Source organism: Streptomyces sp. NPDC091282 (genome assembly GCF_044757385.1).
GTDB classification, from domain to species: domain Bacteria; phylum Actinomycetota; class Actinomycetes; order Streptomycetales; family Streptomycetaceae; genus Streptomyces; species Streptomyces gramineus.
Genome location: NZ_JBIVUX010000003.1, coordinates 676,705 through 702,905 on the forward strand (window position 1 = coordinate 676,705; position 26,201 = coordinate 702,905).

General features: G+C 73.0%; 22 protein-coding genes. 19 read left to right on the top strand and 3 right to left on the bottom strand.

Annotation, left to right across the window (positions count from 1 at the left end; translation table 11 throughout):
* Nucleotides 1–206 precede the first annotated feature (206 nt).
* From ACIQOE_RS17015 to ACIQOE_RS17045, 7 genes are all read left to right on the top strand, one after another.
* Nucleotides 207–1,304: an ATP-binding protein gene (locus tag ACIQOE_RS17015; RefSeq protein WP_401412153.1), complete on the top strand. Its 1,098-nt coding sequence runs from the start codon at nucleotides 207–209 to the stop codon at nucleotides 1,302–1,304.
* A gap of 20 nt (nucleotides 1,305–1,324) precedes the next feature.
* Nucleotides 1,325–2,152 carry a roadblock/LC7 domain-containing protein gene (locus ACIQOE_RS17020; RefSeq protein ID WP_365571051.1) on the top strand — a complete coding sequence of 276 codons (828 nt, stop codon included), beginning with the start codon at nucleotides 1,325–1,327 and terminating at the stop codon, nucleotides 2,150–2,152.
* Entirely contained in the window at nucleotides 2,145–2,534 is a 390-nt protein-coding gene (locus ACIQOE_RS17025; protein ID WP_351318857.1) for a DUF742 domain-containing protein, read from the top strand. The genes ACIQOE_RS17020 and ACIQOE_RS17025 overlap by 8 nt, the downstream gene beginning before the upstream one ends.
* Before the next feature lie 5 nt (nucleotides 2,535–2,539).
* Nucleotides 2,540–3,100 carry an ATP/GTP-binding protein gene (locus ACIQOE_RS17030; RefSeq protein WP_351318859.1) on the top strand — a complete coding sequence of 187 codons (561 nt, stop codon included), beginning with the start codon at nucleotides 2,540–2,542 and terminating at the stop codon, nucleotides 3,098–3,100.
* 8 nt (nucleotides 3,101–3,108) lie between these two features.
* On the top strand, nucleotides 3,109–4,482 hold the full coding sequence (locus tag ACIQOE_RS17035; RefSeq protein ID WP_351318861.1) for a cytochrome P450: 1,374 nt from the start codon (nucleotides 3,109–3,111) through the stop codon (nucleotides 4,480–4,482).
* Nucleotides 4,483–4,571: 89 nt separating this feature from the next.
* Complete coding sequence (locus ACIQOE_RS17040) at nucleotides 4,572–5,819, top strand: cytochrome P450 (protein WP_351318863.1); 1,248 nt, start codon at nucleotides 4,572–4,574, stop codon at nucleotides 5,817–5,819.
* A complete protein-coding gene (locus ACIQOE_RS17045) occupies nucleotides 5,816–6,646 on the top strand; it encodes an enoyl-CoA hydratase/isomerase family protein (RefSeq protein WP_351318865.1) in 831 nt (276 codons plus the stop codon). The genes ACIQOE_RS17040 and ACIQOE_RS17045 overlap by 4 nt, the downstream gene beginning before the upstream one ends.
* A 112-nt stretch (nucleotides 6,647–6,758) precedes the next feature.
* On the opposite strand, the gene ACIQOE_RS17050 is transcribed toward ACIQOE_RS17045, so the two are convergent.
* Nucleotides 6,759–8,078 carry a M14 family zinc carboxypeptidase gene (locus ACIQOE_RS17050; RefSeq protein ID WP_365570990.1) on the bottom strand — a complete coding sequence of 440 codons (1,320 nt, stop codon included), beginning with the start codon at nucleotides 8,076–8,078 and terminating at the stop codon, nucleotides 6,759–6,761.
* A 210-nt stretch (nucleotides 8,079–8,288) separates the two neighbouring features.
* Here ACIQOE_RS17050 and ACIQOE_RS17055 point away from each other — a divergent pair, with 210 nt between their 5' ends.
* Nucleotides 8,289–9,449 (top strand): ThiF family adenylyltransferase, encoded by a 1,161-nt coding sequence (locus ACIQOE_RS17055; RefSeq protein WP_351318869.1) that lies wholly within the window; start codon nucleotides 8,289–8,291, stop codon nucleotides 9,447–9,449.
* Nucleotides 9,446–10,669, top strand: coding sequence for a hypothetical protein (locus ACIQOE_RS17060; RefSeq protein WP_365570996.1), 1,224 nt, complete (start codon nucleotides 9,446–9,448; stop codon nucleotides 10,667–10,669). Before ACIQOE_RS17055 ends, ACIQOE_RS17060 begins: the two co-directional genes overlap by 4 nt.
* A gap of 180 nt (nucleotides 10,670–10,849) precedes the next feature.
* On the opposite strand, the gene ACIQOE_RS17065 is transcribed toward ACIQOE_RS17060, so the two are convergent.
* Entirely contained in the window at nucleotides 10,850–11,851 is a 1,002-nt protein-coding gene (locus ACIQOE_RS17065) for a LacI family DNA-binding transcriptional regulator (protein WP_351318873.1), read from the bottom strand.
* Nucleotides 11,852–12,098: 247 nt separating this feature from the next.
* Here ACIQOE_RS17065 and ACIQOE_RS17070 point away from each other — a divergent pair, with 247 nt between their 5' ends.
* From ACIQOE_RS17070 to ACIQOE_RS17090, 5 genes are read left to right on the top strand one after another with little or no spacing between them, the layout of a single operon-like run.
* On the top strand, nucleotides 12,099–13,433 hold the full coding sequence (locus ACIQOE_RS17070) for an ABC transporter substrate-binding protein (RefSeq protein WP_351318875.1): 1,335 nt from the start codon (nucleotides 12,099–12,101) through the stop codon (nucleotides 13,431–13,433).
* 7 nt (nucleotides 13,434–13,440) lie between these two features.
* Entirely contained in the window at nucleotides 13,441–14,388 is a 948-nt protein-coding gene (locus ACIQOE_RS17075) for a carbohydrate ABC transporter permease (RefSeq protein WP_401412158.1), read from the top strand.
* Nucleotides 14,389–14,438: 50 nt separating this feature from the next.
* Nucleotides 14,439–15,245, top strand: coding sequence for a carbohydrate ABC transporter permease (locus ACIQOE_RS17080; RefSeq protein ID WP_401412538.1), 807 nt, complete (start codon nucleotides 14,439–14,441; stop codon nucleotides 15,243–15,245).
* 23 nt (nucleotides 15,246–15,268) lie between these two features.
* Nucleotides 15,269–17,995, top strand: a complete 2,727-nt coding sequence (locus ACIQOE_RS17085; RefSeq protein ID WP_401412160.1) for an alpha-mannosidase — start codon at nucleotides 15,269–15,271, stop codon at nucleotides 17,993–17,995.
* A gap of 37 nt (nucleotides 17,996–18,032) precedes the next feature.
* The gene (locus tag ACIQOE_RS17090) at nucleotides 18,033–21,029 is read left to right on the top strand and encodes a glycoside hydrolase family 2 TIM barrel-domain containing protein (protein ID WP_401412162.1); all 2,997 of its coding nucleotides are present in this window, start codon (nucleotides 18,033–18,035) and stop codon (nucleotides 21,027–21,029) included.
* A gap of 55 nt (nucleotides 21,030–21,084) precedes the next feature.
* On the opposite strand, the gene ACIQOE_RS17095 is transcribed toward ACIQOE_RS17090, so the two are convergent.
* A complete protein-coding gene (locus tag ACIQOE_RS17095; protein WP_399012297.1) occupies nucleotides 21,085–22,257 on the bottom strand; it encodes a serpin family protein in 1,173 nt (390 codons plus the stop codon).
* A gap of 185 nt (nucleotides 22,258–22,442) precedes the next feature.
* Here ACIQOE_RS17095 and ACIQOE_RS17100 point away from each other — a divergent pair, with 185 nt between their 5' ends.
* The 5 genes from ACIQOE_RS17100 to ACIQOE_RS17120 all read left to right on the top strand — a co-directional run bounded on the left by ACIQOE_RS17100 (nucleotide 22,443) and on the right by ACIQOE_RS17120 (nucleotide 26,147).
* Nucleotides 22,443–23,675 (top strand): DUF4190 domain-containing protein, encoded by a 1,233-nt coding sequence (locus ACIQOE_RS17100; RefSeq protein ID WP_401412165.1) that lies wholly within the window; start codon nucleotides 22,443–22,445, stop codon nucleotides 23,673–23,675.
* A gap of 147 nt (nucleotides 23,676–23,822) precedes the next feature.
* Complete coding sequence (locus tag ACIQOE_RS17105; RefSeq protein ID WP_351318887.1) at nucleotides 23,823–24,575, top strand: GntR family transcriptional regulator; 753 nt, start codon at nucleotides 23,823–23,825, stop codon at nucleotides 24,573–24,575.
* 302 nt (nucleotides 24,576–24,877) lie between these two features.
* Nucleotides 24,878–25,078 carry an SPOR domain-containing protein gene (locus ACIQOE_RS17110; RefSeq protein ID WP_351318888.1) on the top strand — a complete coding sequence of 67 codons (201 nt, stop codon included), beginning with the start codon at nucleotides 24,878–24,880 and terminating at the stop codon, nucleotides 25,076–25,078.
* Nucleotides 25,079–25,110: 32 nt separating this feature from the next.
* Entirely contained in the window at nucleotides 25,111–25,530 is a 420-nt protein-coding gene (locus tag ACIQOE_RS17115) for a (deoxy)nucleoside triphosphate pyrophosphohydrolase (RefSeq protein ID WP_365563173.1), read from the top strand.
* A gap of 203 nt (nucleotides 25,531–25,733) precedes the next feature.
* Entirely contained in the window at nucleotides 25,734–26,147 is a 414-nt protein-coding gene (locus tag ACIQOE_RS17120) for an ATP-binding protein (RefSeq protein ID WP_351318892.1), read from the top strand.
* The last annotated feature ends 54 nt before the right edge of the window (nucleotides 26,148–26,201 follow it).

Sequence of the window (26,201 nt, forward strand, 5' to 3'; positions counted from 1 at the left end):
CTTTTGCTCAGACCCTGCGGGCGAACGCGGTGAGCCCTCCGCATCCATCAGCCATGCAGTCCCCCGGACGGGTTGCGGATCCTTGCGAGGCGTCCCCGTCGACGCCTACATGCCACGCGCCGGGAAAGGTTTCCATGACTCAAGACGTGCTTCTTTGGTGCCTGGTTGCGATAGCGGCGATAGCCATAGCCGCAGTCGTCGCACTCATGCTCCGCAGCAGAGCCCTGGGGAGGAGGAAGAGGGAGTCCGAGGCCGCGCTGGAGGCGCGCCTGCGGTACGCCCAGGGAGAACTGGACCGGGCGCAGGTCGACCTGGTCAAGCTGCGGGACGAGCAGGACGGTGTCATCCGCGAGGCCGAGCAGGCCGCGGAGGAGAACACCAAGGCGGTCCTCAAGGGCGCGGCCCGCTTCCTGCAGAGCCTCGCGGCCGAACAGACCACCCTGCTGGACGGCGTCCAGCGTGAGTACGGCGGCCACGCGGTCCTGTCCGACCTGATGGACATCACCCACGCCAACGCCCAGATGGCCCGCAAGGCGCAGGGCATCGCGGTCATGTGCGGCGCGCCGCTGGGCCGCCGCAACCAGCCCGCCAGCGTGTACGACGTCGTACGCAGCGCCCAGGGCCAGATCCGCAACTTCCAGCGGGTCGAGATCATGCAGCCGAGCGGCATCGCGCTGAAGGCCTCCGCCGTGGCGCCGGTCGCCCTGGCCGTCGCCGAACTCCTCGACAACGCTGCCAGCTTCTCGCAGGCGGACGCGCCGATCGAGGTCACGTTCCGCCAGGTCCAGAAGAACCTGTGCATCGTCATCGACGACGCCGGTGTCGGCATGGGCGACGAGGACCGGCAGCGGGCGACCGCCCTGCTCTCCGGCGAGAACGTCGCCCGGCTGTCCCAGCTGGGCACCCAGCCGAAGTTCGGCTTCCCGGTGATCGGCCTGATCGCCCGTCAGCACGGTTTCACGGTGGATGTCACCGGCGTCTCCCGGTACGGCGGCGTGCGCGCCGTCGTCCTGCTGCCCGAGGAGCTGTGGACCATGGACGAGACCCTGCCGCCGGCCTCCGAGGCCCCCGTGAGCAGCATCCGGCCGGTGGAGACCGGCAAGCCGGCGCGCACGGCGGGCGGCCTGCCGAAGCGCGGCTCGCGCATGTCGCCCACCGGTGTGCCGGCCGGCACGGAGCAGGCGCCCCGGCGCAGCGTCCGGCGCGGCCCCGGCAGCCTGGCCGCCCTGCAGCGCGGTACGCAGACCGCGCGGGACACGGCCTCCTTTGACGCCCCGCAGCCCGGAGGGTCCGAAAACGCATGAGTACGCCAGACCTGTCCTGGATGGTCCAGGACATCGTGGACAACGTGCCGAGGGCACGGCACGCCGTGGTGCTGTCCGCGGACGGCATACCGCGCGGGTCCACGGACGGACTGACCGGCCAGGACGTGCGCACCATCTCCGCCGCCATGGCGGGCATGCAGTCGCTCAGCCGGGCCACCGCCCACTTCGCCGGACCGTCGCAGGACCGGCGGTGGATCCAGACCGTGATCGAGTTCCAGCACGGCTGGGTGTTCCTGATCGGGGCCGGGCAGGGCGCCTACCTGGCGGCCGCCGCTGAGCCCGACGTCGACATGGAGCAGCTCTCGTTCCGTATGAACCGGCTGGTCTCGCGGCTGGGCAACAACCTCACGGCCCCGCCGCGGGTGACCGCGGGCGACCCGGCCGAGGACGGCCACGGACCCTCGGCACAGCGGGACGGCGAGGGCGGGTCGGTCTTCGTCCTCGCGGAACTGGACAAGGCGGTGGCCTCGGTGCCGGGCGCCCTGCACGCCCTGCTGCTCGGCGCGGACGGTCTGCCGCGCGGCGCGAGCGCGGGGATCGGCAGGAACCTCGCCGACACCATCTCGGCCGCCATGACCGGCATCCACGCCTACAGCCGGGCGACCGCGCCGTTCGCGGGCGGGCAGCAGGACGACGAATGGATCCAGACGGTCATCGAGTTCGAGCACGGCTGGGTGTTCCTGATCGCGGCCGGTGAGGGTGCCTTCCTCGCCGCGGCCGCCGAACACGGCTGCGACATCGAGGAGTTCACCGTACGTCTGAGCGACACGATGCCCGCGCTCGTCGCGGGGACGGGCGCTCGGGGAGGGAGGACGGGCGATGCATGACGACGACCTGGACGGCGAGCTGGAGCTGACGGCCCCGTTAGTCCCCCTCTTCGTCATCGCGCAGGGGCGCGCACTGCCGCGCGACAGCGAGTACGAGCACACCACCATCATCACGGCCCAGGACGGCGCGCAGGCGACGGCCCGCACGCTGGCCCCGGAAGCCCGTACGGTGCTGGAACTGATCGAGGTCGGCTTCCTGTCGGTGGCCGAGGTCGCCGCGCACACGCAACTGCCCCTGGGCATCATCCGCATCCTGCTGGCGCAGATGGCCGAGGACGGCCTGATCCACGTGCGGAATCCGGTGCCCCACGCCGAACGCCACGACCCCGTCCTGCTCACCGCCGTGCTCGACGGCCTGATGCGAATTCGAACCGGAGCGTAAATCCCGTGTATCTGGATCCCGACGTCTCCCGCTCCGTGAAGGTCCTGGTCGTGGGCCACTTCGCGGTCGGGAAGACCACATACATCGGAAGTGTCTCCGAGATAGAGCCGCTGCAGACCGAGGAGGAGATCACCGAGGCCAGCGAGGGCCTCGACGACCTCTCCGAGACGCCGGACAAGACGACCACGACCGTGGCGATGGACTTCGGGCGTCTGACCCTCAGCGAGGACCTGGTCCTCTACATCTTCGGAACCCCCGGCCAGGAGCGGTTCAAGCAGATGTGGGAGGGGCTGTCCCGGGGTGCGCTGGGCGCGCTGGTCCTGGTGGACCCCGACCGGCTGGAGGAGACGTTCCCGGTCCTGGACCTGGTCGAGGCGTTCGGCCTGCCCTACGTCATCGGCGTCAACACCTTCGACGGGAAGAGCCAGTTCCCGCTGACCGAGGTGTGCGAGGCACTCAACATCTCCGAGGAGACCCCGGTCATCGACTGCGACGTCCGTGACCAGGACTCCTCGATGCAGGCACTCATCACGCTCGTGAAGCACCTCTTGTCCTCACTCGGCTAGGAGCCAGCATGCAACAGCCCTACGACCCCGCCGGGATACCGGCCGGTTGCCCCGCGCACGGCAACGTTCCGCTGCACGGGACGGAGTTCGGCTCCGACCCCGAGAGCACCTACACCCGGCTGCGCTCCCAGGGGCCGAGCGCCCCGGTGGAGATCGCGCCGGGCGTCGACGTCGAGCTGGTGACCAGCTACGACGCCGGCCTGTACATCCTGCAGAACCCGACCCTGTTCGTGCGCGACTCGCGCCGCTGGAACGCCCTGAACGAGGGCCGGGTGCCCGCGGACAGCCCGGCGCTGCCCATGATGGGCTACCGTCCCAACGCCCTGTTCAGCGACGGCGCGGCGCACGCCCGGCTGCGGCAGGCGGTCACGGACAGCCTGGCCACCGTGGACCAGGGCCGGCTCGTGCGGCTGACCCAGCAGTCGGCCGACTACCTGATCAGCCGGTTCAGCTCCGACGCGCTCGGCCAGGCCGAGCTGATGTCCGCCTACGCCCAGCCGCTGCCCCTGCTGGTCTTCGGCGACCTCTTCGGCTGCCCGCCCGAGATCGGTGACCGGGTCATCGCCGGCATCACCGGCATCTTCCAGGGCACCCCGGGTGCCGACGAGACCCTGGGCGGCGCGCTGGCCGAGCTGATCGCCCTCAAGCGCCGGGAGCCCGGCGAGGACCTCACCACCCGGCTGATGGTGCACTCCGCCCGGCTGACCGACGAGGAGGTGCTGCACCAGCTGGTGACCCTGCTCTCCGGCGGGACCGCGCCGCTGTCCGCCGCGATCGGCACCAGCACCGCGCTGTACCTCAACGACGACTGGCCGACCGGCCTGCCGGTCGAGGACGCGGTCGTGAAGACGCTGTGGAACTACGCGCCGATCGCCAACTACGCGGGCCACTACCCCACCCAGGACGTCGAACTCGGCGACCGGACCCTGCGGGCGGGCGACCCGGTGCTGATCTCCTTCGCGGCCGCGAACACCGACCCGCGGCTGACCGAGCACCGCGAGAAGCTCAGCTCCAAGGCCCACCTGGCCTTCGGCGCCGGCCCGCACGCCTGCCCGGCCAAGGACCCGGCGTTCATGATCGCGGCCACCGCCGTGGAGTCCCTGCTCAACCGGCTGCCCGACGTCGAGATGCGCGTCCCGTTCAAGGACCTGGCCTGGGTGCCGACGCCGTGGAGCCGTTCGCTGGTGACCGTGCCCATCCGCTACACCCCGCGCACCGTGCCGCCCGCGGCCGGCGCCAGGCCCGTGGCACCGGCCCCCGCCGTGACGGCGCAGTCGGCCGCCTACGCGCAGCAGGCCCAGGCCGGCCGTCCGTCGCACGCCGCGCCGCGCCCGAAGGGCGGTCTGTTCAGCCGCTTCCGTGCCTGGGTGAATGGCGAGTGACGTAAGTAACCCTACGAAAGCACTGTGTTATTGGATGCTTCAATCATTCCGCGGGTACGGATGGCGGCTGGCAGAAAGGAGCCGTCATCGTGGGGAGTGTCACGACTCCGTCAGTGGACCGTCGGGCCGTCATCTCCCTGTTCTCCCGTCTTCGGACGGCTGAAGGACAGGCCGATCCCTTCCCTATCTACGCAGAACTCAGGGCGCGCGGCGCGGTCAGCCCCGCGCCCTGGGGTGGTCACCTCGTGACCAGTTACGGCACCTGCGACCAGGTACTGCGCAACGGCGCCTGGCTCGAACCGGACACCGCGTGGCGGGAGCGGCAGGGTGCGCGCACCCGCTGGAGCGCTCCCTCCTCCCGGGAGATCAGCCGCACGCTGCCCGCGCTCAACCCGCCGGAGCACACCCGGGTGCGCCGGTCGGCGGGCAGCTTCGACCGCTCCACCGTCGACCGGATCGGCCGCCGGGTCGACCAGGTGGTCGAACGGCTCCTCGACACGCTGCACGAGCGCCTGCGCGAGGGGGAGGCCGACTTCGCGGCGCTGGTGAGCGACGAGCTGCCGGTGGCCACCATCGGCGACTGGCTCGGGCTGCCGAGCGCGGACTGGCCCCGTCTGCGCGAACTGACCCACGACCAGGTCTTCACCCAGGAACTGCTGCCGAACGCCAGCCAGCTGGCCCGTTCGGACGCCGCCATGGCCGAGCTGCGCGCCTACTTCCTCGACCTCGTGCGGGAGCGGCGGGGGCGTCCCGGCGACGATCCCGTCTCCCGGTGGATCCGCACCTGGGACGAGCTGGAGCCGGACCGCGACAAGGCCGACGAGGCGGTCTACTTCCTCGCCCTGTTCGTCCTGCTGGCGGCCCTGGAGACGACCGCGACCCTGCTGTCGACCATGACCCTCCTGCTGGTCGAGGACCCGGACCGCTGGGGTCTGCTCGCCGAACACCCGGACCTCGTGCCCGCGTTCGTCGAGGAGACCCTGCGCCACGACCCGCCGACCCACGTGATCAGCCGGGTCGCCTCCGCGGACTGTCTCCTGGAGGACACCGAGGTCCGCGCCGGCGAGATGGTCCACCTCATGGTGGGTGCCGCCCACCGCGACCCGGCCCGGTTCTCCGGTCCCGACTCCTTCGACCCGCGGCGCCGGCCGTCCCACCTGGCCTTCAGCGGAGGCATCCACTACTGCCTGGGCGCCCCGCTCGCCCGGCTGGAGGCGCAGGCCCTGCTGCGCCACATGATCGCCCGTCTGCCCCGGCTCACCCTGGTCCGCCGTCCCGCGATGGCGTCCCGGGTGGCGTTCAGGCGCCTGTTGAACCTGGATGTATCACTGACATGAACTCGCCAATAATATCCGCCACCGTACCGATGCCCGACGCCGCCCCTGAGCACGCCCGGCCGTCGGGTCCCGAGCCCGCGCCCGCGCCCCTGTCGCTCACCCGGTCCGGCCCCGTCCTCCACGTCCGGCTCGATCCGGCCACCCGGGACGACGTCCTGGGCGCCGCCACCGTGGACGCGCTCATCGCCGTCCTCGACGGCCTGCACGACCAGCCCGACATCCGCATCCTGGTGCTCTCCTCGCTGGGCGAGGACTTCTGCCTGGGCGCCGACCGCGGGGAGTTCCAGGACGCCCTGGCCGCCGATCCGACCGGGACCTCGGTGCGGCGGATCGCGGACAAGGCCCAGCGGCTGTGCCAGGCCCTGGAGAACACCCACGCCGTCACCGTCGCCCGGCTGCACGGCAGGGTCGTCGGCGCGGGCCTCGCCCTCGCCGCCTACTGCGACCTGCGCGCGGGAGCGGACAGCTGCCGGTTCCGCATGCCGGAGGTCGGCCTCGGACTCGCCCCCGCCTGGGGCGGCGCCATGGGCCGCCTGGTCGCCGAGGCCGGTGCCTCCCGGATCCGCGAACTCATGCTCACCTGCGACGAATTCGACGCCGACACGGCCCACCGCCTCGGCCTCCTGCACAAGGTCGCCCCGCTCGACGGGCTGGACGACGCCGTCGCGGCCTGGACCAGACCCCTCGCCCGGCGATCGCCCCAGGCGCTCGTCCTGACCAAACGCATGCTCACCGGCTACGCGAAGGCGGCCCGTACGGCCGACACCGCCCTGCTCGACGCCCACCTGTTCGCCGCCCAGCTCACCCAGCCCCGCACCGCCACCTAGCGAAGGACACCGGCACAGGACGTCAGCCAGGGACGTGCGCCCCGGTGCGGAGTGCGGCCGTCCGCCGGGGCGGCCGGTCGCCCCGGACTCCGCGACCCGGCCCCGCGGAGCCTCACCGGACGGCGGCCAGCGCGCTGCCGGCCGCCGCCAGGACCGTACGGGTCTGGTGGGCGACCTGCCGGCGCACCGGCACCCGGCGCAGCCGCAAGGTCCGCTCGAAGTCCGCGGACCACGCGGTGAACAGGTCGTCCAGGTCGCGGTGGAGACCCGGCGCGGCCGGGTCGTCCGCCGCCGCGAGCAGCCGCAGCAGCAGGCCCGCGGCGCGCAGCGGCTGGCGCCGGGCCACCACGTCCAGCGCGCAGACCTGGGCCGTCGTCAGCCCGCCGGGATCGCCGTCCGCCTGCCGGGCGAGCGGCTCCCAGGAGCCGGCGACCAGGTCGTAGAGACCGTCGGCCATCCACTCCAGCACGCGTCTGGGCGCGCTGTCCCGGGCCGGCGGCAGGAAGGGCCGCGCCTTGTCGAGGACGGCGGTCACCTGGCGTCCGCCGTCCCGCACCAGCGCGGACAGCTCGCGCAGTACCGCGCCGGCCGCCGGATGCGGGGCCGGGTCGTCGGCCAGGCCGGTCGCCCACATCGGGACCTCGACGATCGCCGTGACCCCGCCGTACCGTCCGGGCGCGCACCACGTCGACGCGCCGATGTTCTCCGACCCGGCCGCCAGCCGGGCGGTGTCCCGCGGCGGCGGCAGGACGTAGACGCCCGGGTCCGGGTTCTCCCAGTACAGGGCGTCGAACGTGCCGCGCTGGAGCGGGATGCCGAGCAGCGCGGCGGAGTCCTGGAACGCCGCGCCGAACCGGGGCAGGGGTCGGGTCAGCTGGGCCCAGGTGCCGCCCGCCTCGACGCTGTGCAGCGAGCACTGCAGGAACGGCCGTACGTCCTCGATGACGTCGAACAGCGCCTGGCTCTCCGGGAGCCGGCGGGACTCGATGGGTGCCCACTCGGGCTGTTCGGCGGCGACCGGACGGAAGGCCGCGCGGTAGTAGTCGGCCGGGGTGTGGTCACGGCGGGCCGTCGCCGCCTCGATGCCCTCGCTCAGCGCCGCGCCGTCCGGGTCGAGGCACAGGACGATGTCCCAGGTGACCTGGGACAGGTCGGTCGCCGCAGCCTCGCGCGCCCGCGGCCCGGTGGGACCGTGCAGGAGGCGCTTTGCCAGGGCGATCGCGGTCGAGCCGCCGACCGGCTCGTCGGGGTGCGGCCGGGCGACCACCAGGACGTGACGCGGACCGTGTCCCACGGACAGCATCAGGAGCGGGCGGCCGGCCCGGGACATGCCGATCCGGCGCAGCCGGCCGGCCCCGGGGAACCGGGAGACCAGCCGCTGCGCCGCGTCGGCGACCTCCGCGACCGTGAGGCAGCGGTCCGGCGTCGGCACCCGTCAGCTGCCGCCGTTGCCACCGCTGTCGCCGGTGGTCTCCTTCTTGTCCAGCGGCCGTATCTCGATCTTGTTCGGCATGCCAGCTCCTCCCGACGGTGGCCGTGGCGTGCTGTGACGACGTCCTCTTGCCACCGTTCGCCCTACCGGTAACCCTTGTCAACGCCCTTGATGCGCAGGCGAGTTGAGATTCAGGAGATTGGCGCGAAAATGACCGTACCCGCGATGCGGCGGCCTCGGATCAAGCCGGAGCACCGGGCCTACCGGACCGTCGACGGCCATGTGCGGATCGGCAGCGTCGTGCACGGCATCGGCGCCGAGGTCAAGGATCCCGACGGCTGGGTGTGGACCCTGGTCGAGGCGATGGACGGCACCCGGAGCGCCGCGGACCTCGTCGCCGAGGTCGGCCGCCGCCATCCGGGACTGCGGCTCCCTGACCCGGACATCGCCCAGGCCGTCACGGACCTCACCGCCGCCGGGTACGTGGAGGACGCCGGCGCCGCGCCGCCCGCGGAACTGTCCGATCGCGAACGCGAACGGTACGGCCGGGGCATGACCCTGCTGCGCTGGATGGACCTCCGGCCACGGGAGAGCGCCTGGGAGCCGCAACTGCTGCTGCGCAGGGCCCGGGTGCTGCTGGTCGGCGTCGGCGGCACCGGCGGGGCCGCCGCGCGCGACCTGGTGGCCTCCGGGGTGGGCCGGCTGCACTGCGTGGAACCCGACGTCGTCGAGCTGTCCAACCTCAACCGGCAGACCCTCTTCGGCGAGCGCGACCTCGGCACCCCGAAGATCGACGCCGCGCTGGCGGCCCTGCGCGCCCTGAACTCGGACGCGACGGTCACCGGCGAACGCCGCGAGGTGCGCGGGCCCGCGGACCTGAGCGAACTGCTGGCGAACGGTGCGGAAGGCGCCCGGTACGACGTGCTGCTGCTGGCCGCCGACCGCCCCGCGGTGATCCGCAGGTGGGCCAACGAGGTCTGCCTGGCCACCGGCACGGCGTGGGCGGAGGCCGGGTACCGCGGCCCGCTGGTGAGCGTCGGGGTCTTCAGACCCGGCCGGGGCGCGTGCTGGGAGTGCCTGCGCGCCGCCGAGGCCGAGCGGCGCGATCTGCGGCTCGCGCCCGGCCAGGACGAGGAGGCCGCCTCACCCCGCATGCCGTGGAACCCCGTCAACGCGGTGACCGCCGGCCTGTCCGGCAGCCTGCTGGCCCATGCCGCGCTGATGCTGCTGTGCGGGATCCCGCCCGTCGGACCCGGATGCCGGTTCGGTCTCAACCTCATGCTGCCGGGCGACCCCGTCATGCAGCGCGCGGTGCGCCGCCCCGACTGTCCCGCCTGCGGCGCCGCCCCGACGCCCGGGGAGTCCGCGTGAGAGGGACCGCGGCGAAGGACCGGCCCCTGATCGAGCCGTCGGCCCGGGTCCTGCTGCACGACCTCGGGATCCGGCGGGACCGCGACGAGTGGATCGTGGGTCGTATGGCCACCCGGACCTTCGTCGCCCTGCCCGCGGCCGGCGCCCGAGCGGTGGAGCTCCTCGGCCGCGGCGTGAGCGTGGCCGGTACCGCGGACCGGCTGCGCGCGGAGACCGGCGAGGAACTCGACGTCGAGGACTTCGTGCGGGACCTGGCCGCGCTGGGGTTCGTGGCGCGGATCGGGGACCGTCCGGTGCCGGACGCCGTACCGGCGCGGGCGTCCCTGCCGTGGCTGCGTCCGGGCGCGGTCCGGTTCGTCCTGCACCCGGCGCTCGCGGTGCTCGCCGTCCTGCTGCCGCCGGCCGCCGCGGGGATCCTGGTCCGCCGTCCCGACCTGGTGCCCTGCTACCGCGACCTGCTGTGGAGCCCGCACGGCAGCCTGGTCCTGGTCACCGGGGCGGCGGTGGGGTGGGCGCTGCTGTTCGCCCACGAGCTGGCCCACCTGGTCACCGCGCGGGCCGCGGGCGTGCCGGGGCGGATGCGGCTGGGCACCCGGCTGCAGTTCCTCGTCATGCAGACCGACATCAGCGGCATCGAACTCGCCCCCCGCCGCCACCGGCTGACGGCCTACCTGGCGGGCATCGCCCTCAACCTGTCGGTCGCCTCGGCCCTGGTGCCGGTCCTCGCCCTCACGGACACGGCGACGACGCTGCACCGGGTGCTGGCCGCGGTCCTGCTGCTGGCCCTGCTGCCGCTGCCCTTCCAGTGCATGGTGTTCACGCGCACGGACCTCTACTTCGTCCTCCAGGACGTCACCGGCTGCCGGAACCTGTACGGCGACGGCCTCGCCTACGCCCGCCACCGGCTGCGGCGGCTGCTGCGCGTCCGGCGCTCCGCCGGGACCGCCGACCCGAGCGCCGGGCTGCCTCCGCACGAGCGGCGCGCCGTCCGCCTCTACAGCGTCGTGCTGGTGGCCGGCACGGCGGCCTGCCTGGCGTTCATGGCCGCCGTCACCCTGCCCGCCGACCTCACCCTGCTGATCAGGGCGGCCCGGGGGCTGGGCCCCGGCCATGGCCTCGCGCGCAACGCCGACTCGGCTGCCGTGCTGATCGTCCTGGGCGGAGTCAACGTCCTGTGGCTGGTCACCCACTGGCGCAACCGCCGCAGGCGCTCCGCGTGAGGGGGGGCGGATGTGCGGTCGTCGATTCGCCGCGGGCCGGTGGGGGCTTGTCGCGCAGTTCCCCGCGCCCCCAAGAAGGCGGGCCCACCTGTTCTGGCTCAAGGGGCGCGGGGAACTGCGCGAACGGCCCCCACCGGCCCGCAGCCACCCGACGACCGCCCATCCGTCCCCCCCGGAGGGCTACGCCGACTCGCGCAGTCGTAGTTCCGCCCCCACCGTCAGCTCGTCGGGGCGCAGGGGGCCGGCCCCGGTCAGGAGCCGGGCCGTCTGCTCGACGGCGAGGGCGCCGAGGCGGCGGGTGTCCAGGGCCACCGTGGTCAGCGCCGGCTCGACCAGGCTGCCGAGGCCCAGGCCGTCGAAGCCGAGCACGGCCAGGTCGCCGGGGACCCGGCGGCCGAGCCGGCGGGCGGCCCGCAACGCGCCGATGGCGATGATGTCGTTGAACGTGAACACGGCGGTCAGGTGCGGATGCCGGGCGAGGAGTTCCTGGAGCGCGCGCTCCCCGCCCTCCACGCTCTGGTCGGCGCGGGCCACCGAACCGGAGTCCAGCGCGCACGCGGACATCGCGGTGTCGAACCACTCGTGCCGGATGCTCGGCTCGGAGCGCTCGGCGTGGTCCAGCATGCCGATGTGCCGGTGCCCGGCCTGGGTCAGGTGGCGTATCGCGGTGTGCACGCCCGCCTCGCCGTCGATCCGGATCGAGCTGAACCGCTCGGTGGGACGCTTGCGGTCGATGAGCACGACGGGCAGCCCGCGGGTGAGCCGCGCGATCTCGTCCTCGGCCAGGCTCAGGTAGCCCACCACGGCGTCCACCTGGGAGGCGATCACCTCCAGGGTGCCCCGCTCCTCCTCGACGCGGTCACCGGTGTCGTACACCACGACGTGCCAGCCGCGGCCCCGGGCCGCGTCCAGCGCGGCGGCGGCGACCTCGGTGAAGAACGGGTTGAGCAGGTCGGGGATCACCAGTCCGACGCTGACCGTGTCCTGCTTCACCAGCCCCCGGGCGAACCGGCTGGGCCGGTAGCCGAGCGCGAGGGCGGCGTCCAGGACGCGCTGCTTGGTGGAGACGCCGATCTCGCCCTTGTCGTTGAGCGCGCGTGACACGGTCTGCCGGGACACTCCCGCGGCTTCGGCCACATCGTCGATCGTCACCCTGCGGGGTCCGGTCCCCGACGGCGCCATCACTCACCTCCGTGCAGTTGCCGACGCGGCCGCGTCGCAGGGACACCGAGTATGCCGGGTCCGACGTTTTGAGTCTTGACACTCCGGCGGGCCGAAGTTCAGACTCCCAATCACTTCCCGTTACCGCTCCCGTGAGCGCTCACGTTACCGCTCACGGAACCTGATTCCAACCAGAAGGCATCCGCCTCCAGGTGTCAACGTCGACCCGCCTGCCGACCCTCGCCAGGCGATCTCTGGAACGGAAGACATGACCAGCACAGTCACTCGCACCCGCCTCGCCGTCGCGGTCGCCACGGCCGGCATCGTCGTACTCGCCGGGTGTTCCTCGTCCGGTTCGCCGGACAAGGCGTCCGCCTCGTCCTGCGCACCCGCGAAGGGCAAGGTCACCCTCCAGTACTGGAACACCGTCCCGGGCATGGACAAGGTCGTCGCGCTGTGGAACAAGCAGCACCCGGACGTCCAGGTGGAGACCAAGAACATCTCCAACGACCAGTACGGCACCCTCGGCAACGCGCTCAAGGCGGACAAGGCGCCGGACCTGGCCCAGGTCGGCTACGACGAGCTGCCCAACCTGCGCACCCAGAACGCCTTCGTGGACGCCTCCGCCTGCAAGGCGGCCACCGCGGCCAAGTCGAAGTTCGTGCCGTGGACCTGGTCGCAGACCAGCTTCGGCGGCACCGGTGTGTTCGCCCTCCCGCAGGACACCGGCCCGATGGCCCTGTTCGTGCGCACCGACATCTTCAAGAAGTACGACGTCGCCGTCCCCACCACCTGGGACGAGTACGCGACGGCCGCCGAGAAGCTGCACAAGGCGGACCCCAAGCTCGACATCACGTTCTTCGACCCGAACAACGCCGAGTGGTTCAACGGCCTGCTCTGGCAGAACAGCGCCGAGATGTACGGCTACTCCGGCGGCAAGTGGCAGGTCAGCGTCGAGTCGGACAAGAGCAGGCAGGTCGCCGAGTACTGGCAGAAGCTGATCTCCGGCAAGCTGGTGCGCACCGACCTCGCCAACGGGTCCACGCAGATGTACGCGGCGTACCAGAAGGACCAGGTCGCCAGCTACGTCGGCGCCGCCTGGGGCTACAGCATGTTCCGCGACAACCTGCCCAAGCAGGCGGGCAAGTGGTCGATCGTCCCGATGCCGACCTGGGGCAGCGGAGGCGCCTCCGGTGACTGGGGCGGCTCGACCGTCGCGTTCATGAAGGGCAGCAAGCACCTCTACGAGTCGGTCGAGTTCAACACCTGGCTGAACAGCGACCCGCAGGCGCTGGCCATGGAGAACGAGCTGGGCGGTCTCTACCCGGCGGCGAACGACGGGCTGAAGCTGCCGGCGCTGTCCAAGGGTGTGCCGTACTACGGCAACGAGAAGATCTTCGACGTGTTCGCCGACTCGTCCAAGAAGATCGACACCAGCTTCAGCTGGGGTCCCACCCAGAAGACCGTGAACCTCGCGCTCCAGGACGCGATGGCCAAGGCCGCCGCCGGTGACGGCACCCTGACCGACGCGCTCGCCGCCGCCCAGGCCGCCGCGCTGAAGTCGATGAAGGACCAGGCCATCCCGGCCGAGGCGGGCAAGTGACCGCCGTATGACCGACATCGCGACCCGCCCGAGCCGCGCGGTGCCGCCGTCCGGGAGCCGCCGTCGTCGTGACGGCGGCGGCCCCCGCCTGGGCACCGTCGCCGCCTTCGTCACCCCGTTCTTCCTGCCGTTCCTGCTCTTCTACCTGGTTCCGGTCTGCTACGCGCTGTGGCAGAGCTTCCGGGTGGTGCGCCGCAGCGGCGGGCAGTACGGCACCTCGTACACGGCCTTCGGCGGCTTCGAGCAGTACGTCCAGGTCTTCCAGAACCACGAGTTCTGGTCCAGCATCGGCCGCATCGGCCTGTTCGGCATCGTGCAGGTGCCGGTCATGCTGTTCGTCGCCCTGATCATCGCGCTGCTCCTGGACACCCCGCTGCTGCGGGCCAAGGGGTTCTTCCGGATCGTCGCGTTCATGCCGTACGCGGTGCCCGGCGTGATCGCCGCGATCATGTGGTCGTACCTCTACTCACCGCAGCTCAGCCCGGTCGTCGACCTGCTGAACGGCGTCGGGCTGCACCCCGACTTCCTCGGCCCCGGTGCCGTGCTGTGGTCCGCGGCGAACGTCTCCACCTGGCTGTGGACCGGCTACAACATGCTGATCATGTTCTCGGCGCTCCAGTCGATCCCGCAGGAGCTCTACGAGGCCGCCAAGCTCGACGGCGCCTCCAACTGGACGATCGCCTGGCGCGTCAAGGTCCCGATCATCGCCCCGTCGATCGTCCTGACGACGGTGTTCTCGATCATCGGCACCCTCCAGCTGTACGCCGAACCGGCCGTGCTGCGCCAGATCTCCTCGAACATCTCCAGCACGTTCACCCCGAACATGCTCGCCTACACGGTGGCCTCCGGGAACAACTACCAGCAGGCAGCCGCCATTTCCGTCGTCATCGCCGTCATCACCTTCGTCTTGAGCTTCGGGTTCATGCGACTGACCTCGAAGAAGGCCGGACTGTGAGCAACCACCCCTCCGTGAGCAAAGAGAGCCGCGTCAGCCGGACCGCCGTCATGGGCCTGATGCTGCTGCTGGCCGTGTACTTCCTGCTGCCGGTCTACTTCCTGGTCGTCGCCGCGACCAAGCCGCAGGGCGACCTCGCCACCACCAACGGCCTGGCGTTCTCGCACTTCAACCTCTTCGACAACCTGCACGTCCTGTTCACCCGCAGCGACGGCATCTTCGGCCGCTGGGCCCTGAACACCGTGATCTACGCGGTGCTGGGCGCGGCCGTCGGCACCCTGATCTCCGCGCTGTGCGGCTACGCGCTCGCCAAGTTCAGCTTCCGCGGCCGGGAGTTCCTGTTCTCCGTCATCCTCGGCGGCGTCCTGGTGCCCACCACCGCGCTGGCCCTGCCGCTGTTCCTGCTGTTCTCCGCGACCGGGCTGGTCAACACCTACTTCGCGGTGTTGCTGCCCAGCATCGTCAGCCCCTTCGGCGTCTACCTCGCGCGGATCTTCGCCAACGCGGCGGTCCCGCAGGAACTCCTGGAGTCGGCGCGGCTGGACGGCGCGGGCGAGTTCCGGACGTTCTTCTCGGTGGCGTTCCGGCTGATGACACCGGCCCTGGTGACCATCTTCCTGTTCCAGTTCGTGGCCATCTGGAACAACTTCTTCCTGCCGATGGTGATGCTGCAGAAGGAGTCCCTGTTCCCGATCACGCTCGGGCTGTACGAGTGGAACGGCCAGACCGCCCGCGCCCCGCTCCTCCAGCAGTCCGTGATCACCGGCTCGCTGGTCTCCATCGTGCCCGTGATCATCGTCTTCATCCTGCTCCAGCGCTTCTGGCGGACCGGCCTCGCCGCCGGCTCCCTCAAGTGACCACCCGGAAGGTGCCCCCCGTCATGCCCGACTCCGCCGTCTTCGTGCCCCACTTCCACTGGGACCGCGAGTGGTACGAGCCGTTCCAGGTGTTCCGGCACCGCCTCGTCACGGCCCTCGACACCGTGCTGGCCACCGCCGACGCCGACCCGGACTTCCGGTTCACCGTCGACGGGCAGATGGCCGCCGTCGAGGACTACCTGGAGATGCGCCCGGAGAACCGCGACCGGGTCGCCGCCCTGGTCCGCGAGGGCCGGCTGGCCGTCGGGCCCTGGCTGATCCTGCTCGACGAGTTCCTGTGCACCGGCGAGACCATCGTCCGCAACCTCCGGATGGGCTGGGCGGCGGCGGAGCGCCTCGGCGGGGCCATGCCCATCGGCTACCTCCCCGACATGTTCGGCCACGTCGCGCAGATGCCGCAGATCCTGGCGCGGGCCGGCATCGCGCACGCGGCCCTGTGGCGCGGGGTGCCCGGCTCGGTCGGCGGCCACGCCTTCCGCTGGCGCGCCCCCGACGGCTCCGAGGTGCGCACCGAGTTCCTCTTCGACGGGTACGACAACGGCCTCGACGTCCTGCTGGTGCCCGGCCGGATCCGGGAGGCGCTCGCCGAGTACGCCGAACAGACCGCCGGACGCTGGGGCGGCGACCCGCTGCTCGCCATGGCCGGCACCGACCACAACGCACCCCACCCGGACCTCGCCGACTGGCTGCGCAAGGCCTCCGGCGAGCAGCGGCCGATCACCGTCGCCACCCTCGACGAGTACCTGCGCGGGCACGTCCGCGACGAGGTGAGCGCCGTCGTCACCGGTGAACTCCGCAGCCACGTGCGCGGCAACATCCTGCCGGGCGTGCTCTCCGTGCGGCTCGGGCTCAAGCAGCGGATGGCGCTCGCCGAGCGGACCGTCGACCACGCCGAGCGGATGAACGCGCTGTGGTCCCGGCGCGACGAGTCGCACTTCCTCGACCTCGCCTGGCACAAGATCATCGAGTCGACCGCGCACGACTCGGTGGTCGGCTCCGGCACCGACGAGACCTGCGACCAGGTCGCCGCCCGCCTCGCCGAGGCCGCGCAGACCGCGCGGGCGGTCCGGGACGCGGCCCTCGCCGAGCGCGCCGCCCTGGTGCCGAGCGACGCGCACCTGGTCGCCAACCCGCTGCCCGTGCCCCGTACCGCCCTGGTCGAGGTGGACGTCGTCGCCGCCCCGGACGGCCGGGACCTGGTCGCGACCACCGCCGACGGCACGGTCCACCCCGTCCAGCGGATCTCCGAGGCGCCGACCGTCCTCAGCGACGAACGCCTCGACGCCTCGCAGCTGGAGCGGGTACTGCGCCGCATCCACCGCCGCGAGCTGTTCGGCCTGCTCATCGACCGCTACGACCTCACCCCGAACTCCCTGGTCTTCCACCTCGCCGAGGCGCCGGCAGGCGCCTTCGACCTGATGACGCTGCGCGGCGAGGTCGCCGCCGCGGCGGCCGCGCACCCGGGGGAGTGGCGGGTGCTGACCCTGGCCGAGGCCCGGACCACCGCCCTGGCCGCCGTGCCCGTGCCGCCCGCGGGCCTCGCCGCCTTCCGGGTCGGTCCGGCCGGCCGTTCCGCCGCCCCGGCCGTGCCGCCGGTGACGGCGACGGCGGACCGCCTCGCCAACGGCCTGGTCGAGGTCACCGTGGCCGCCGACGGCACCCTGGAGGTGACCGGCGCCGACGGCACCGTCCTGACCGGCGTGGGCCGCCTGGCCGACGGCGGCGACCGCGGCGACAGCTACAACTACGCGCCCCCGGCGCACGACGTCCTGGTGTCCGAGCCGTCCCGGGTCGGCGTCGAACTTCTCGACCGCGGCCCGCTGCGGGCCAGGCTCCGCGTCACCCGCGTCTACGACTGGCCGGCCGCGCTCGCCGCCGGGGACCGCGACCGGCGCGCCGCGGACACCGTCGCGACGCCCGTGGACATGGAGGTCGAGGTCCGCGCCGGCGAGCCGTTCGTCCGGATCTCCACCGCGTTCCTCAACGGCAGCGCCGACCACCGGCTGCGCCTGCACGTGCCGCTGCCCGCACCCGTCACCGTCTCCGCGTCGGCCGGGCAGTTCGCCGTCACCGAGCGCGGGCTGACCGCCGAGGGCGGCTGGGGCGAGTACCCGCTGCCGACCTTCCCGGCCGGCTCCTTCGTGTCGGCTGGCCCGGCCACCGTCCTGCTCGACCACACCACCGAGTACGAACTCGTCGACGACGGCCGCGCCCTCGCCCTGACCCTGCTGCGCGCCATCGGCTCGATCAGCGTCAACATCCACCCGCTGCGCGACGAACCCGCGGCGAGCGAGATCCCCGTCCCGGGTGCCCAGGACCTGGGCATGCGCATCGAGAACCGGATCGCCGTGCTGCCCTCGGCGGGCGGCTGGCGGGACGCGGACGCGGTCGCGCTCGCCGAGGAGTTCCGGGCCGGCGTCCTGGTCGCCCGCGGCACCGCGCCCGGCGGCGGCCCGCTGCCCCCGGACGCCACCGGACTGCGGGTCGAGGGCCGGGACGTCGAGGTCTCCGCCATCCGCCGGATCACCGACCCCGAGCACGGGCCCGGCACCGAGGTACGGCTGGCGGCGCTGCGGGACACCGCGTCGGAGGTCCGGGTGACCGGCGACTTCACCGAGGCCACCACCGTCGACCTGCTCGGCCGGCCGGCCGGCGCCGAGCCGGTCACCGAGGACGGGCTCACGCTCGCCCTCGGACCCTGGGAGATCCGCACCGTCGTCCTCCGCTAGCGGCACCACACCCCCTCACGCAGAAAGTTGTGAACCCTTGCCCTCCGAGCACTCCGCGTACGTATCGGACACCGCCCCCTGGCGTGGCGCCCTGCGCCCGGCCCGCTCGTGGCTGCACTCCGACGCCCCCGCCCTCTCGCTGAACGGAGACTGGCGCTTCCGGCTGTCGCCGACCGCGGCCGTCGCCGAGGACTTCGCGGCCGCCGGCTTCGACGACGACGGCTGGGAGGGCATACCGGTGCCCGCGCACTGGGTGCTGGAGGGCGACGGCGCCTGGGGCCGGCCGATCTACACCAACATCCAGTTCCCGTTCCCGATCGACCCGCCGCACGTCCCCGACGAGAACCCCACCGGCGACTACCGCCGCCGCTTCGGCCTCCCCGGCGGCTGGTCGGACGCCGAGCGGGTGCTGCTGCGCTTCGACGGCGTCGAGTCGCTGTTCAAGGTGTGGGTGAACGGCGTCGAGATCGGCAGCGCGAGCGGCAGCAGGCTGGCCCACGAGTTCGACGTGACGTCCGCGGTCCGCCCCGGGGAGGACAACGTCGTCGCCGTCCGGGTGCACCAGTGGTCGGCGGCCAGCTACCTGGAGGACCAGGACCAGTGGTGGCTGCCCGGCATCTTCCGGGACGTCACCCTGCTCGCCCGCCCGGCCGGCGGCATCGAGGACGTCTGGCTGCGGACGGGGTACGACGACGGGCGCGGCCGGATCGAGGCGGAGATCACCGCCGACCCGGGCGCCTTCCCCGTCACCCTGCGCGTCCCCGAACTGGGCGTCGAGCAGGTCTGGCGGACCGCGTCCGACGTGGCGCCCGTCGAGGTCGCCGCCGTGCGGCCGTGGTCGGCCGAAGAGCCCTGCCTGTACGACGCCACCGTCTCCTCGGCCGCCGAGACCGTCACCCTGCGGGTGGGTTTCCGCACCGTCGAGATCCGCGGCGACCGCTTCCTGGTCAACGGCCGCCGGGTGGTCTTCCACGGCATGAACCGGCACGAGGCCCACCCCGAGCGCGGCCGGGTCTTCGACGAGGCGCACGCCCGCGAGGACCTGGCCCGGATGAAGCGGTTCAACGTGAACGCCATCCGCACCAGCCACTACCCGCCGCACCCCCGGCTGCTGGACCTGGCCGACGAACTCGGCTTCTGGGTCGTCCTCGAATGCGACCTGGAGACCCACGGCTTCGACAACGACGGCGACTGGACCGGCAACCCGACCGACGACCCGGCCTGGCGCGCGGCCTGCCTGGACCGCATCGAGCGGACCGTGGAACGCGACAAGAACCACCCCGGCGTCGTGATGTGGTCGCTCGGCAACGAGGCCGGGACCGGCGTCAACCTCGCCGCCATGGCGGCCTGGACGCACGCCCGCGACCCCGAGCGCCCCGTGCACTACGAGGGCGACTACACCGGCGACTACACCGACGTGTACTCCCGGATGTACGCGACGGTGCCGGAGGCCGAGCAGATCGGCACCGACGGCTCCGACGCCCCGCTGCTGGGCTGCACCCCGGCCCAGGGCGCCCGCCAGCGCACCAAGCCGTTCCTGCTGTGCGAGTACGCCCACGCGATGGGCAACGGGCCCGGCGCGCTCGACCAGTACGAGGAACTCGTCCACCGCCACCCCCGGCTGCACGGCGGGTTCGTCTGGGAGTGGCGCGACCACGGCATCCTGGCCAGGACCGCCGACGGCACGCCGTACTACGCCTACGGCGGCGACTTCGGCGAGGTCGTGCACGACGGCAACTTCGTCATGGACGGCATGGTGCTCAGCGACGACGTGCCGACGCCGGGCCTGCACGAGTTCAAGGCGGTCGTCCAGCCGATCCGGTTCGCCTTCGACGGCGACCGGCTCGCCGTCACCAACCTGCGGCACTCGGCGGACACCGCCGACCTCGCCTTCCGCTGGCGCGTCGAGCACGACGGCACCGTCGTGGCCTCCGGCGACCTGGAGGTCGCACCGGTGGCCGCGGGCGAGTCGGCGCGGGTGCCGCTGCCGGCCGTCCCGGTCGCGCCGGACGCCGAGACCTGGCTGACAATCGAGGCGGTGCTGGCGGCCGAGACCGCCTGGGCGCCCGCGGGACACGAGGTGGCCACCGCCCAGCAGGACCGCTCGGTGCGGCGGCCCGTGCCCGCCGGCCGGCGCCTGACCGGCTGGCTGCCGGACGAGGGCACGTTCGCCCTCGGCATCGCCGAGTTCACCGGCGGCTCCCTGACCCGGCTCGCCGGGCGCGCCGTGACCGGTCCGCGCCTGGAGCTGTTCCGGGCGCCGACCGACAACGACGAGGGCACCTCGGACCGGCTGGAGGGCAGCGACGACGCCCTGCCGGAGGTCTCCAGCGCCCAGCTGTGGCGCCGCGACGGACTCGACCGGCTGACCACGCGGCGGATCGCGGTGGCCCGCACCGCAAACGCCCTGCGCACCGTCGACCGGGTCTCCGCCGCGCACTCCGCGCTGTCGGTGACGGTGGAGTCGGTGTGGTCCGTCGAGGACGGCGAGCTGGAACTGCGCGTGGAGATCGAGCCCGCCCGCGGCTGGCGGACGGTGTGGCCGCGGGTCGGCGTGCGCTTCGAACTGCCCGACGGGACCGCCCCGGTGGACGGCGCCGACTGGTTCGGCCTCGGCCCGCACGAGTCGTACCCGGACAGCCTCCGCGCGGCCCGCACCGGCCGCTTCTCCGCCGCCGTCGAGGACCTCGCGGCCGGCTACGCCCGCCCGCAGGAGACCGGCCACCGCTCCGGGCTGCGCCGGCTCACGCTGACCAGCGCCGGCACGGAGGTGCTGCACCTGACGGCGCTGCCCGACACCCGGGGACGGCGCCCCGGCTTCACCCTGGCCCGGCACACCCCCCAGCAGCTCGCCCGCGCCGCCCATCCCCACGAGCTCCCGGAGTCCGCCACCAGCCACCTGATCATCGACGCGGCCCAGCACGGACTCGGCTCCCGGGCCTGCGGCCCTGACGTGTGGCCGGAGTTCGCCCTGCGCCCCGAGGCCCGCACGCTCCGGCTGCGCATCACCGGCAGCGCCCCGCACGCGAGGTGACGCCCCGTCCGCACACGGCGACCGCCGTGTGCGGACGTCCGGCCCGCGGCGGCGGTCAGCCGGCCGGCGTCGGGTCCGTGACCCAGCCCGCCGTCAGGACCAGGCGGCTGTCGCGGTGCACGGCGAGGAAGCCGAACGGGCGGTCGAAGACGGTCCGTACGACGGTCGACTCGTGCCCGTACCGCGGCGGACCGCCGCCCGGCGCCGCCAGTACGGCCGTCACCGCGGCGGCCCGGAAGCCCAGCGGTCCGAACTCCGCGACCGCGGACTGCCCGGCCGCACCGACGGCCAGCGGCGCCGCGCTGATGCCGGGGAAGTGGCCCTCGCGGGTGCCGGCGGCCGTCGAGAGGCCGAACAGGCCGTGCAGGTGCAGCAGATCGTGGTCCGCGCGCACCTGGAACCCGACGGTCGTCACGTCCAGCCGCACCGGGTCCGGGGTCGCCGACGGCTGCCGCTCCACGGTCACGCCGGGCCCCGCCTGCCCGTACGGGAGCGCGCCGCCGCTCGTCACCGGCAGCGCGCGCTCCAGGACGGCTATCCCGGTCCGCAGCACCTGTCCGGGCGCCATCCCCTCCTCGCCGAGCAGCAGATGCACGTCGAGGGCGTTGCCGCCGGGCACCTTCACCGTGGTGACGTGTCCGTCCGGGCCCGCGGTCACCCCGATCCGGTCCGTGCGCACGCTGCTGCGGCGCAGGCCGGCCAGGGTACGGCCCTGCCAGGGTCCGGTGCCGGGCCGCAGCACGGTCTCCTCGAACGGCTGCCGCCAGTCGGTGTGCAGGGCCAGCGCGGTCGCCAGCACCATGCGCGCGCCCTCGGTCAGCGTGACCGGCATCCGGTCGACCAGCCCCTCGGTGCGCCGGGCCGCCCAGGCGTCCAGGGCCTCCTGGGAGGCCGCGGGATCGGCGCCGAGCACCCCGTGCGCGTCGGCGGGCAGTCCGGCCGCCCACGGCTCGCGCAGCTCCAGCGCGCGGTCGGTCCACAGTCCCAGGGCCGCCCCGACACCGTGCATCGAGGCGAGCCCGGCCAGTAACTCCCGTGCACCGGCCGCGGCCTGGTCGGGCGGCAGGCCGACCGCGCGGGTCAGTTCGTCCCGGGCGGTGCCTTCCGCGCCGTCGGCGAGGAAGGCCAGCAGCGGCCAGACGCCGGCGGCCGAGAAGACCGTGCCCCCTCTGGTCCGCTGCGCCCACGCCGCGGTGAGCGCGTTGACGGCGCCGACGGTCTCGTTCATTCGTCGTCCTCCCAGGAGTACTCGGCCGGTGGCGGCAGGGACCGGCCCGGACGCTGACGTGCGCGCCCGCGGCGCCCGCCCTCGTTCCGCCCCCGTTCGCGGCGCGCTTACGATGCGCGCAGTCGTACGTCAGTTCAGCCGTCCGTCACACGCGGCCAGACGCCCCCTCAGGAAGCACGGTACCGGTGTCCATACCTCCGCCCCCCGGCCCCCAGCAGCCGCAAGGGCCCTACCAGCCGCCCCAGGCGGGCCCGGCGCAGTACCCGCAGTACCCGCAGCCGCAGTACCCGCAGGGGCCCTACGGGCCGCAGCTGCCCTACCCGTCGCCGTACCAGCCCTGGGGGGAGGGCTACGGCCCCTACACCCTGCCGGCGCCCGTCAACGGCCTCGCCATCGCCTCCCTCGTGCTCGGGCTGCTGTGCTGCCTGCCGGGGGTCGGGCTGGTGCTGGGACTGGTCGCCCTGGGACAGATCCGCAGGCGCGGTGAGCGCGGCAGGGCGATGGCGGTCGTCGGGTCGCTGCTCTCCGCGGTCGGGCTCGCCCTGTGGGTGGCGGCGCTCGCGACCGGCGGCGCCGGCGACTTCTGGAAGGGCGTCAAGGAAGGCGCGAGCGAGAGCTCCAGCCTGTCGCTGTCCACCGGCGACTGCTTCGACACCCCCGGCGGCACCCTCACCGGCGACCTGGTCAGCCACGTCACGCACGTCGCCTGCGACGACCCGCACGACGCCGAGGTCTTCGCCACCTACGACCTGAAGGGCACCGGCTACCCGGGCGACGACGCGTCCGGCGCCTCCGCGGACCGCCGCTGCTACGCCCTGGAGGACACCTACGCCTTCGACCTGTGGGCCGTCCCCGACGACGTCGCCGTGTACTACTTCACGCCCAGCGAGGACAGTTGGGCCACCGGCGACCGCAGCGTGGTCTGCGCCTTCGGCAGCGCCACGAAGGGCAGGAAGCTCACCAGCTCCTACCACGCGGACGCCGACTCCTACGCCCCCGAGCAGGTCGCCTACCTGAAGGCCGCGCACCTGCTGAACGCCGCCCTGGACACCGCGCCGGACTCCGCGTACGTCGAGGACGACCTGCCCGGCAACAAGGCGTGGGCGGGCCGGGTGTCCACGGCGCTCGGCAAGCAGGCGGCGATGCTGCGCTCGTACGAGTGGTCCGCGCGGACCGAGCAGCCGGTCCGCGCCCTCGCCGCCGGCCTGGACAAGGCGCGCGCCGAGTGGGCCGAGGCCGCGAAGGCACCGGATGCCGACACCTTCTACGTGCACTACGACAAGGGGTACAAACTGATCGATCCGCACCGTGCGGTGACGGTACGCGATGCTCTGGGCCTCTTCACGGTCCCGCCCGCCTACGAGGACGGGGGCGGCGACTCCGGGGGCGAGGGAAGTGGCTCCGGCATGCAGGTGTGATCACGGCCATAGCGGGGAGAAAGTGCCTGCGTAAAGCGTTCCCCGGCCGCATGTCATCACATCGAGTGATTCTCTGGCCTTTGCTTGCATGGCGGAACCCACGGTTGCCAGGCTGTTGCTGTCTGTACAACCTGATGGGAGCGGCCAGTGACTTTCGGTGAACAGCCGGCGTATCTGCGTGTCGCGGGTGATCTCCGCAAGAAGATCGCCGACGGTTCGCTGCCCCCGCACACCCGGCTGCCCTCCCAGGCCCGCATCCGCGAGGAGTACGGCGTCTCCGACACCGTCGCCCTGGAGGCCCGCAAGGTGCTGATGGCCGAGGGGCTGGTCGAGGGCCGCTCCGGCTCCGGCACCTACGTGCGGGAGCGGCCGGTGCCCCGGCGGGTGGCCCGCTCCGGGTTCCGCCCGGTCGGCGGCGCCACCCCGTTCCGGCAGGAGCAGTCGGAGGCGGCCGCGCGCGGCACCTGGGAGTCCAGCAGCGAGCAGGCCGTGGCCGGTGCCGTGATCGCCGACCGGCTCGGCATCCAGACCGGTGACCGGGTGATGCGCACCCGCTACCTGTTCCGGGACGCGGGCGAGCCGATGATGCTCTCCACCTCCTGGGAGCCCCTCGCCGTCACCGGCCGCACCCCCGTGATGCTGCCCGAGGAGGGCCCCCTGGGCGGCATGGGCGTGGTCGAGCGGATGCGGGCCATCGACGTCATCGTGGACAACGTCACCGAGGAGGTCGGCGCCCGCCCCGGCCTCGCCGAGGAACTGCTCACCCTGGGCGGCGTCCCCGGCCACGTGGTCCTGGTGATCCAGCGGACGTACTACGCCTCCGGCCGCGCGGTGGAGACCGCGGACGTCGTCATCCCGGCCGACCGCTACCGCGCCGCGTACCACCTGCCCGTGAAGTAGCGCACACCCTCGCGGTAGTTGACGACTTCACCGTCTCTGTCGGGATCCTGACCCGGCCGACGCGATCCGGCCGTTCTCCCAGGTGGTCCGGCCTCTCCACGGCATGCCCGCGACGCGGGACACCGCCTCTGCGCACGGCGCACTCGTCATCGTGCGCCCCCGCCGTTCTGGCTGGTTGCGTACCTCTTTGTGAAAAGGCGTATTCGCTGCGTGAAGGTTAGGCGTACGCTCGGGCATATGCGGAGTGCGGTTTCCTTGGCTGGGCGGGGACTTGCGGGAGCCGGGAGAGACGGAGGGGCGCGATGACGGAAGGCACGGTCTCTCTCCCGTGGCTCGTCATACGGCAGGACGACAACGGCAATCGCTACCGGGTCGGCCGGTACGCGACCCGTGCCGAGGCGCAGAAGATCGCCGACAGCCTCGACGACCGCGGGCACAAGCAGCTCTACTGGGTCGAGCGCATCGGCTTCGCCAACGGCAGCGGGGACGCCACGCGCAACTGAGGCCCGCACCGCCTCCCCGTAGGCTCCGGGTCATGAGTGAACGGATCGTGGTGGTCGCGGCCGCCCTGCTCGACGCCGGCCGCCTGCTCGCCGCCCGCCGCAGCGCGCCCCCGGACCTGGCCGGCCGCTGGGAGCTGCCCGGCGGCAAGGTGGAGCCCGGCGAGAGCCCCGAAGCCGCCCTGGTGCGCGAACTTGGCGAGGAGTTGGGCGTGGCCGCCGAGGCCGTGGCCCGGGTGCCGGGGGAGTGGCCGCTGCGGGAGCCGTACGTCCTGCGGGTGTGGGCCGCCCGCCTGCACCCCGCCTCCGCCGCCCCCGAACCCCTCCAGGACCACGACGACCTGCGCTGGCTGACCCGGGACGAACTCTGGGACGTGGACTGGCTCGACCAGGACGTACCGGCCGTGCGCGAGGTGGCCGGCCTGTTGGAGGCGGCGCGGAACACCGCCGGATAGGGGCGTGCGGCCGGCCGCCGCGCGCCCGCGGCGGCCCGGTGTCCGCGGCTCCCCGCCCCTCGGGGCGCTCGCCCGCCGGCGTAAGCCGTTCGTGCCACAGTGCACCCTCCCGCGCGGTACTGGCCCCCAGTAATCGGGTATGTGCCCATTAACCCCATGAAACCGGACAGGTCCGGGCTCGTCACCGGGGAAGCGACTGGGAAGTGATCGGTGTGATCGACACCGAAGGTGGCACTGTCGAGTGGACCTTTCCCGCGGAACCGGGTGCCGTGCGCACGGCCCGGACCGCGGTCCGTGACCAACTGACCGGCTGGGGCCTGGGCACCCTCGCCGACATCACCGCCCTGCTGGTCAGCGAGCTGGTCACCAACTCGCTGAGACACGCCACCGGCCCCATCGGCGTCCGCCTGGTCCGCCCCGCCGACCTCGCCGATACCCTCCGGGTGGAGGTCTCCGACCCGCTCCCGGACCCGCCCCGCGAGCGCGCCGCCGGCCCCGACGACGAGAGCGGCCGCGGCCTCCAACTGGTCGCCGGGTCCTCGCGGAGCTGGGGAACCCGGCCCGGCGGCACCGGCAAGACCGTCTGGTTCGAGCTGGCGGTCCCCGGGACGGCGTGAACGGGGTGTACACGCAGTGCTACGTCGTCCACTCTCGGGAGTGGCCGGAGAACG

Coding starts and splice junctions, on each gene's coding strand:
- ACIQOE_RS17015 (WP_401412153.1), top strand. CDS start 207: ATGCTCCGCAGCAGAGCCCTGGGGAGGAGGAAGAGGGAGTCCGAGGCC.
- ACIQOE_RS17020 (WP_365571051.1), top strand. CDS start 1,325: ATGGTCCAGGACATCGTGGACAACGTGCCGAGGGCACGGCACGCCGTG.
- ACIQOE_RS17025 (WP_351318857.1), top strand. CDS start 2,145: ATGCATGACGACGACCTGGACGGCGAGCTGGAGCTGACGGCCCCGTTA.
- ACIQOE_RS17035 (WP_351318861.1), top strand. CDS start 3,109: ATGCAACAGCCCTACGACCCCGCCGGGATACCGGCCGGTTGCCCCGCG.
- ACIQOE_RS17045 (WP_351318865.1), top strand. CDS start 5,816: ATGAACTCGCCAATAATATCCGCCACCGTACCGATGCCCGACGCCGCC.
- ACIQOE_RS17055 (WP_351318869.1), top strand. CDS start 8,289: ATGACCGTACCCGCGATGCGGCGGCCTCGGATCAAGCCGGAGCACCGG.
- ACIQOE_RS17065 (WP_351318873.1), bottom strand. CDS start 11,851: ATGGCGCCGTCGGGGACCGGACCCCGCAGGGTGACGATCGACGATGTG.
- ACIQOE_RS17070 (WP_351318875.1), top strand. CDS start 12,099: ATGACCAGCACAGTCACTCGCACCCGCCTCGCCGTCGCGGTCGCCACG.
- ACIQOE_RS17075 (WP_401412158.1), top strand. CDS start 13,441: ATGACCGACATCGCGACCCGCCCGAGCCGCGCGGTGCCGCCGTCCGGG.
- ACIQOE_RS17080 (WP_401412538.1), top strand. CDS start 14,439: ATGGGCCTGATGCTGCTGCTGGCCGTGTACTTCCTGCTGCCGGTCTAC.
- ACIQOE_RS17085 (WP_401412160.1), top strand. CDS start 15,269: ATGCCCGACTCCGCCGTCTTCGTGCCCCACTTCCACTGGGACCGCGAG.
- ACIQOE_RS17095 (WP_399012297.1), bottom strand. CDS start 22,257: ATGAACGAGACCGTCGGCGCCGTCAACGCGCTCACCGCGGCGTGGGCG.
- ACIQOE_RS17110 (WP_351318888.1), top strand. CDS start 24,878: ATGACGGAAGGCACGGTCTCTCTCCCGTGGCTCGTCATACGGCAGGAC.
- ACIQOE_RS17115 (WP_365563173.1), top strand. CDS start 25,111: ATGAGTGAACGGATCGTGGTGGTCGCGGCCGCCCTGCTCGACGCCGGC.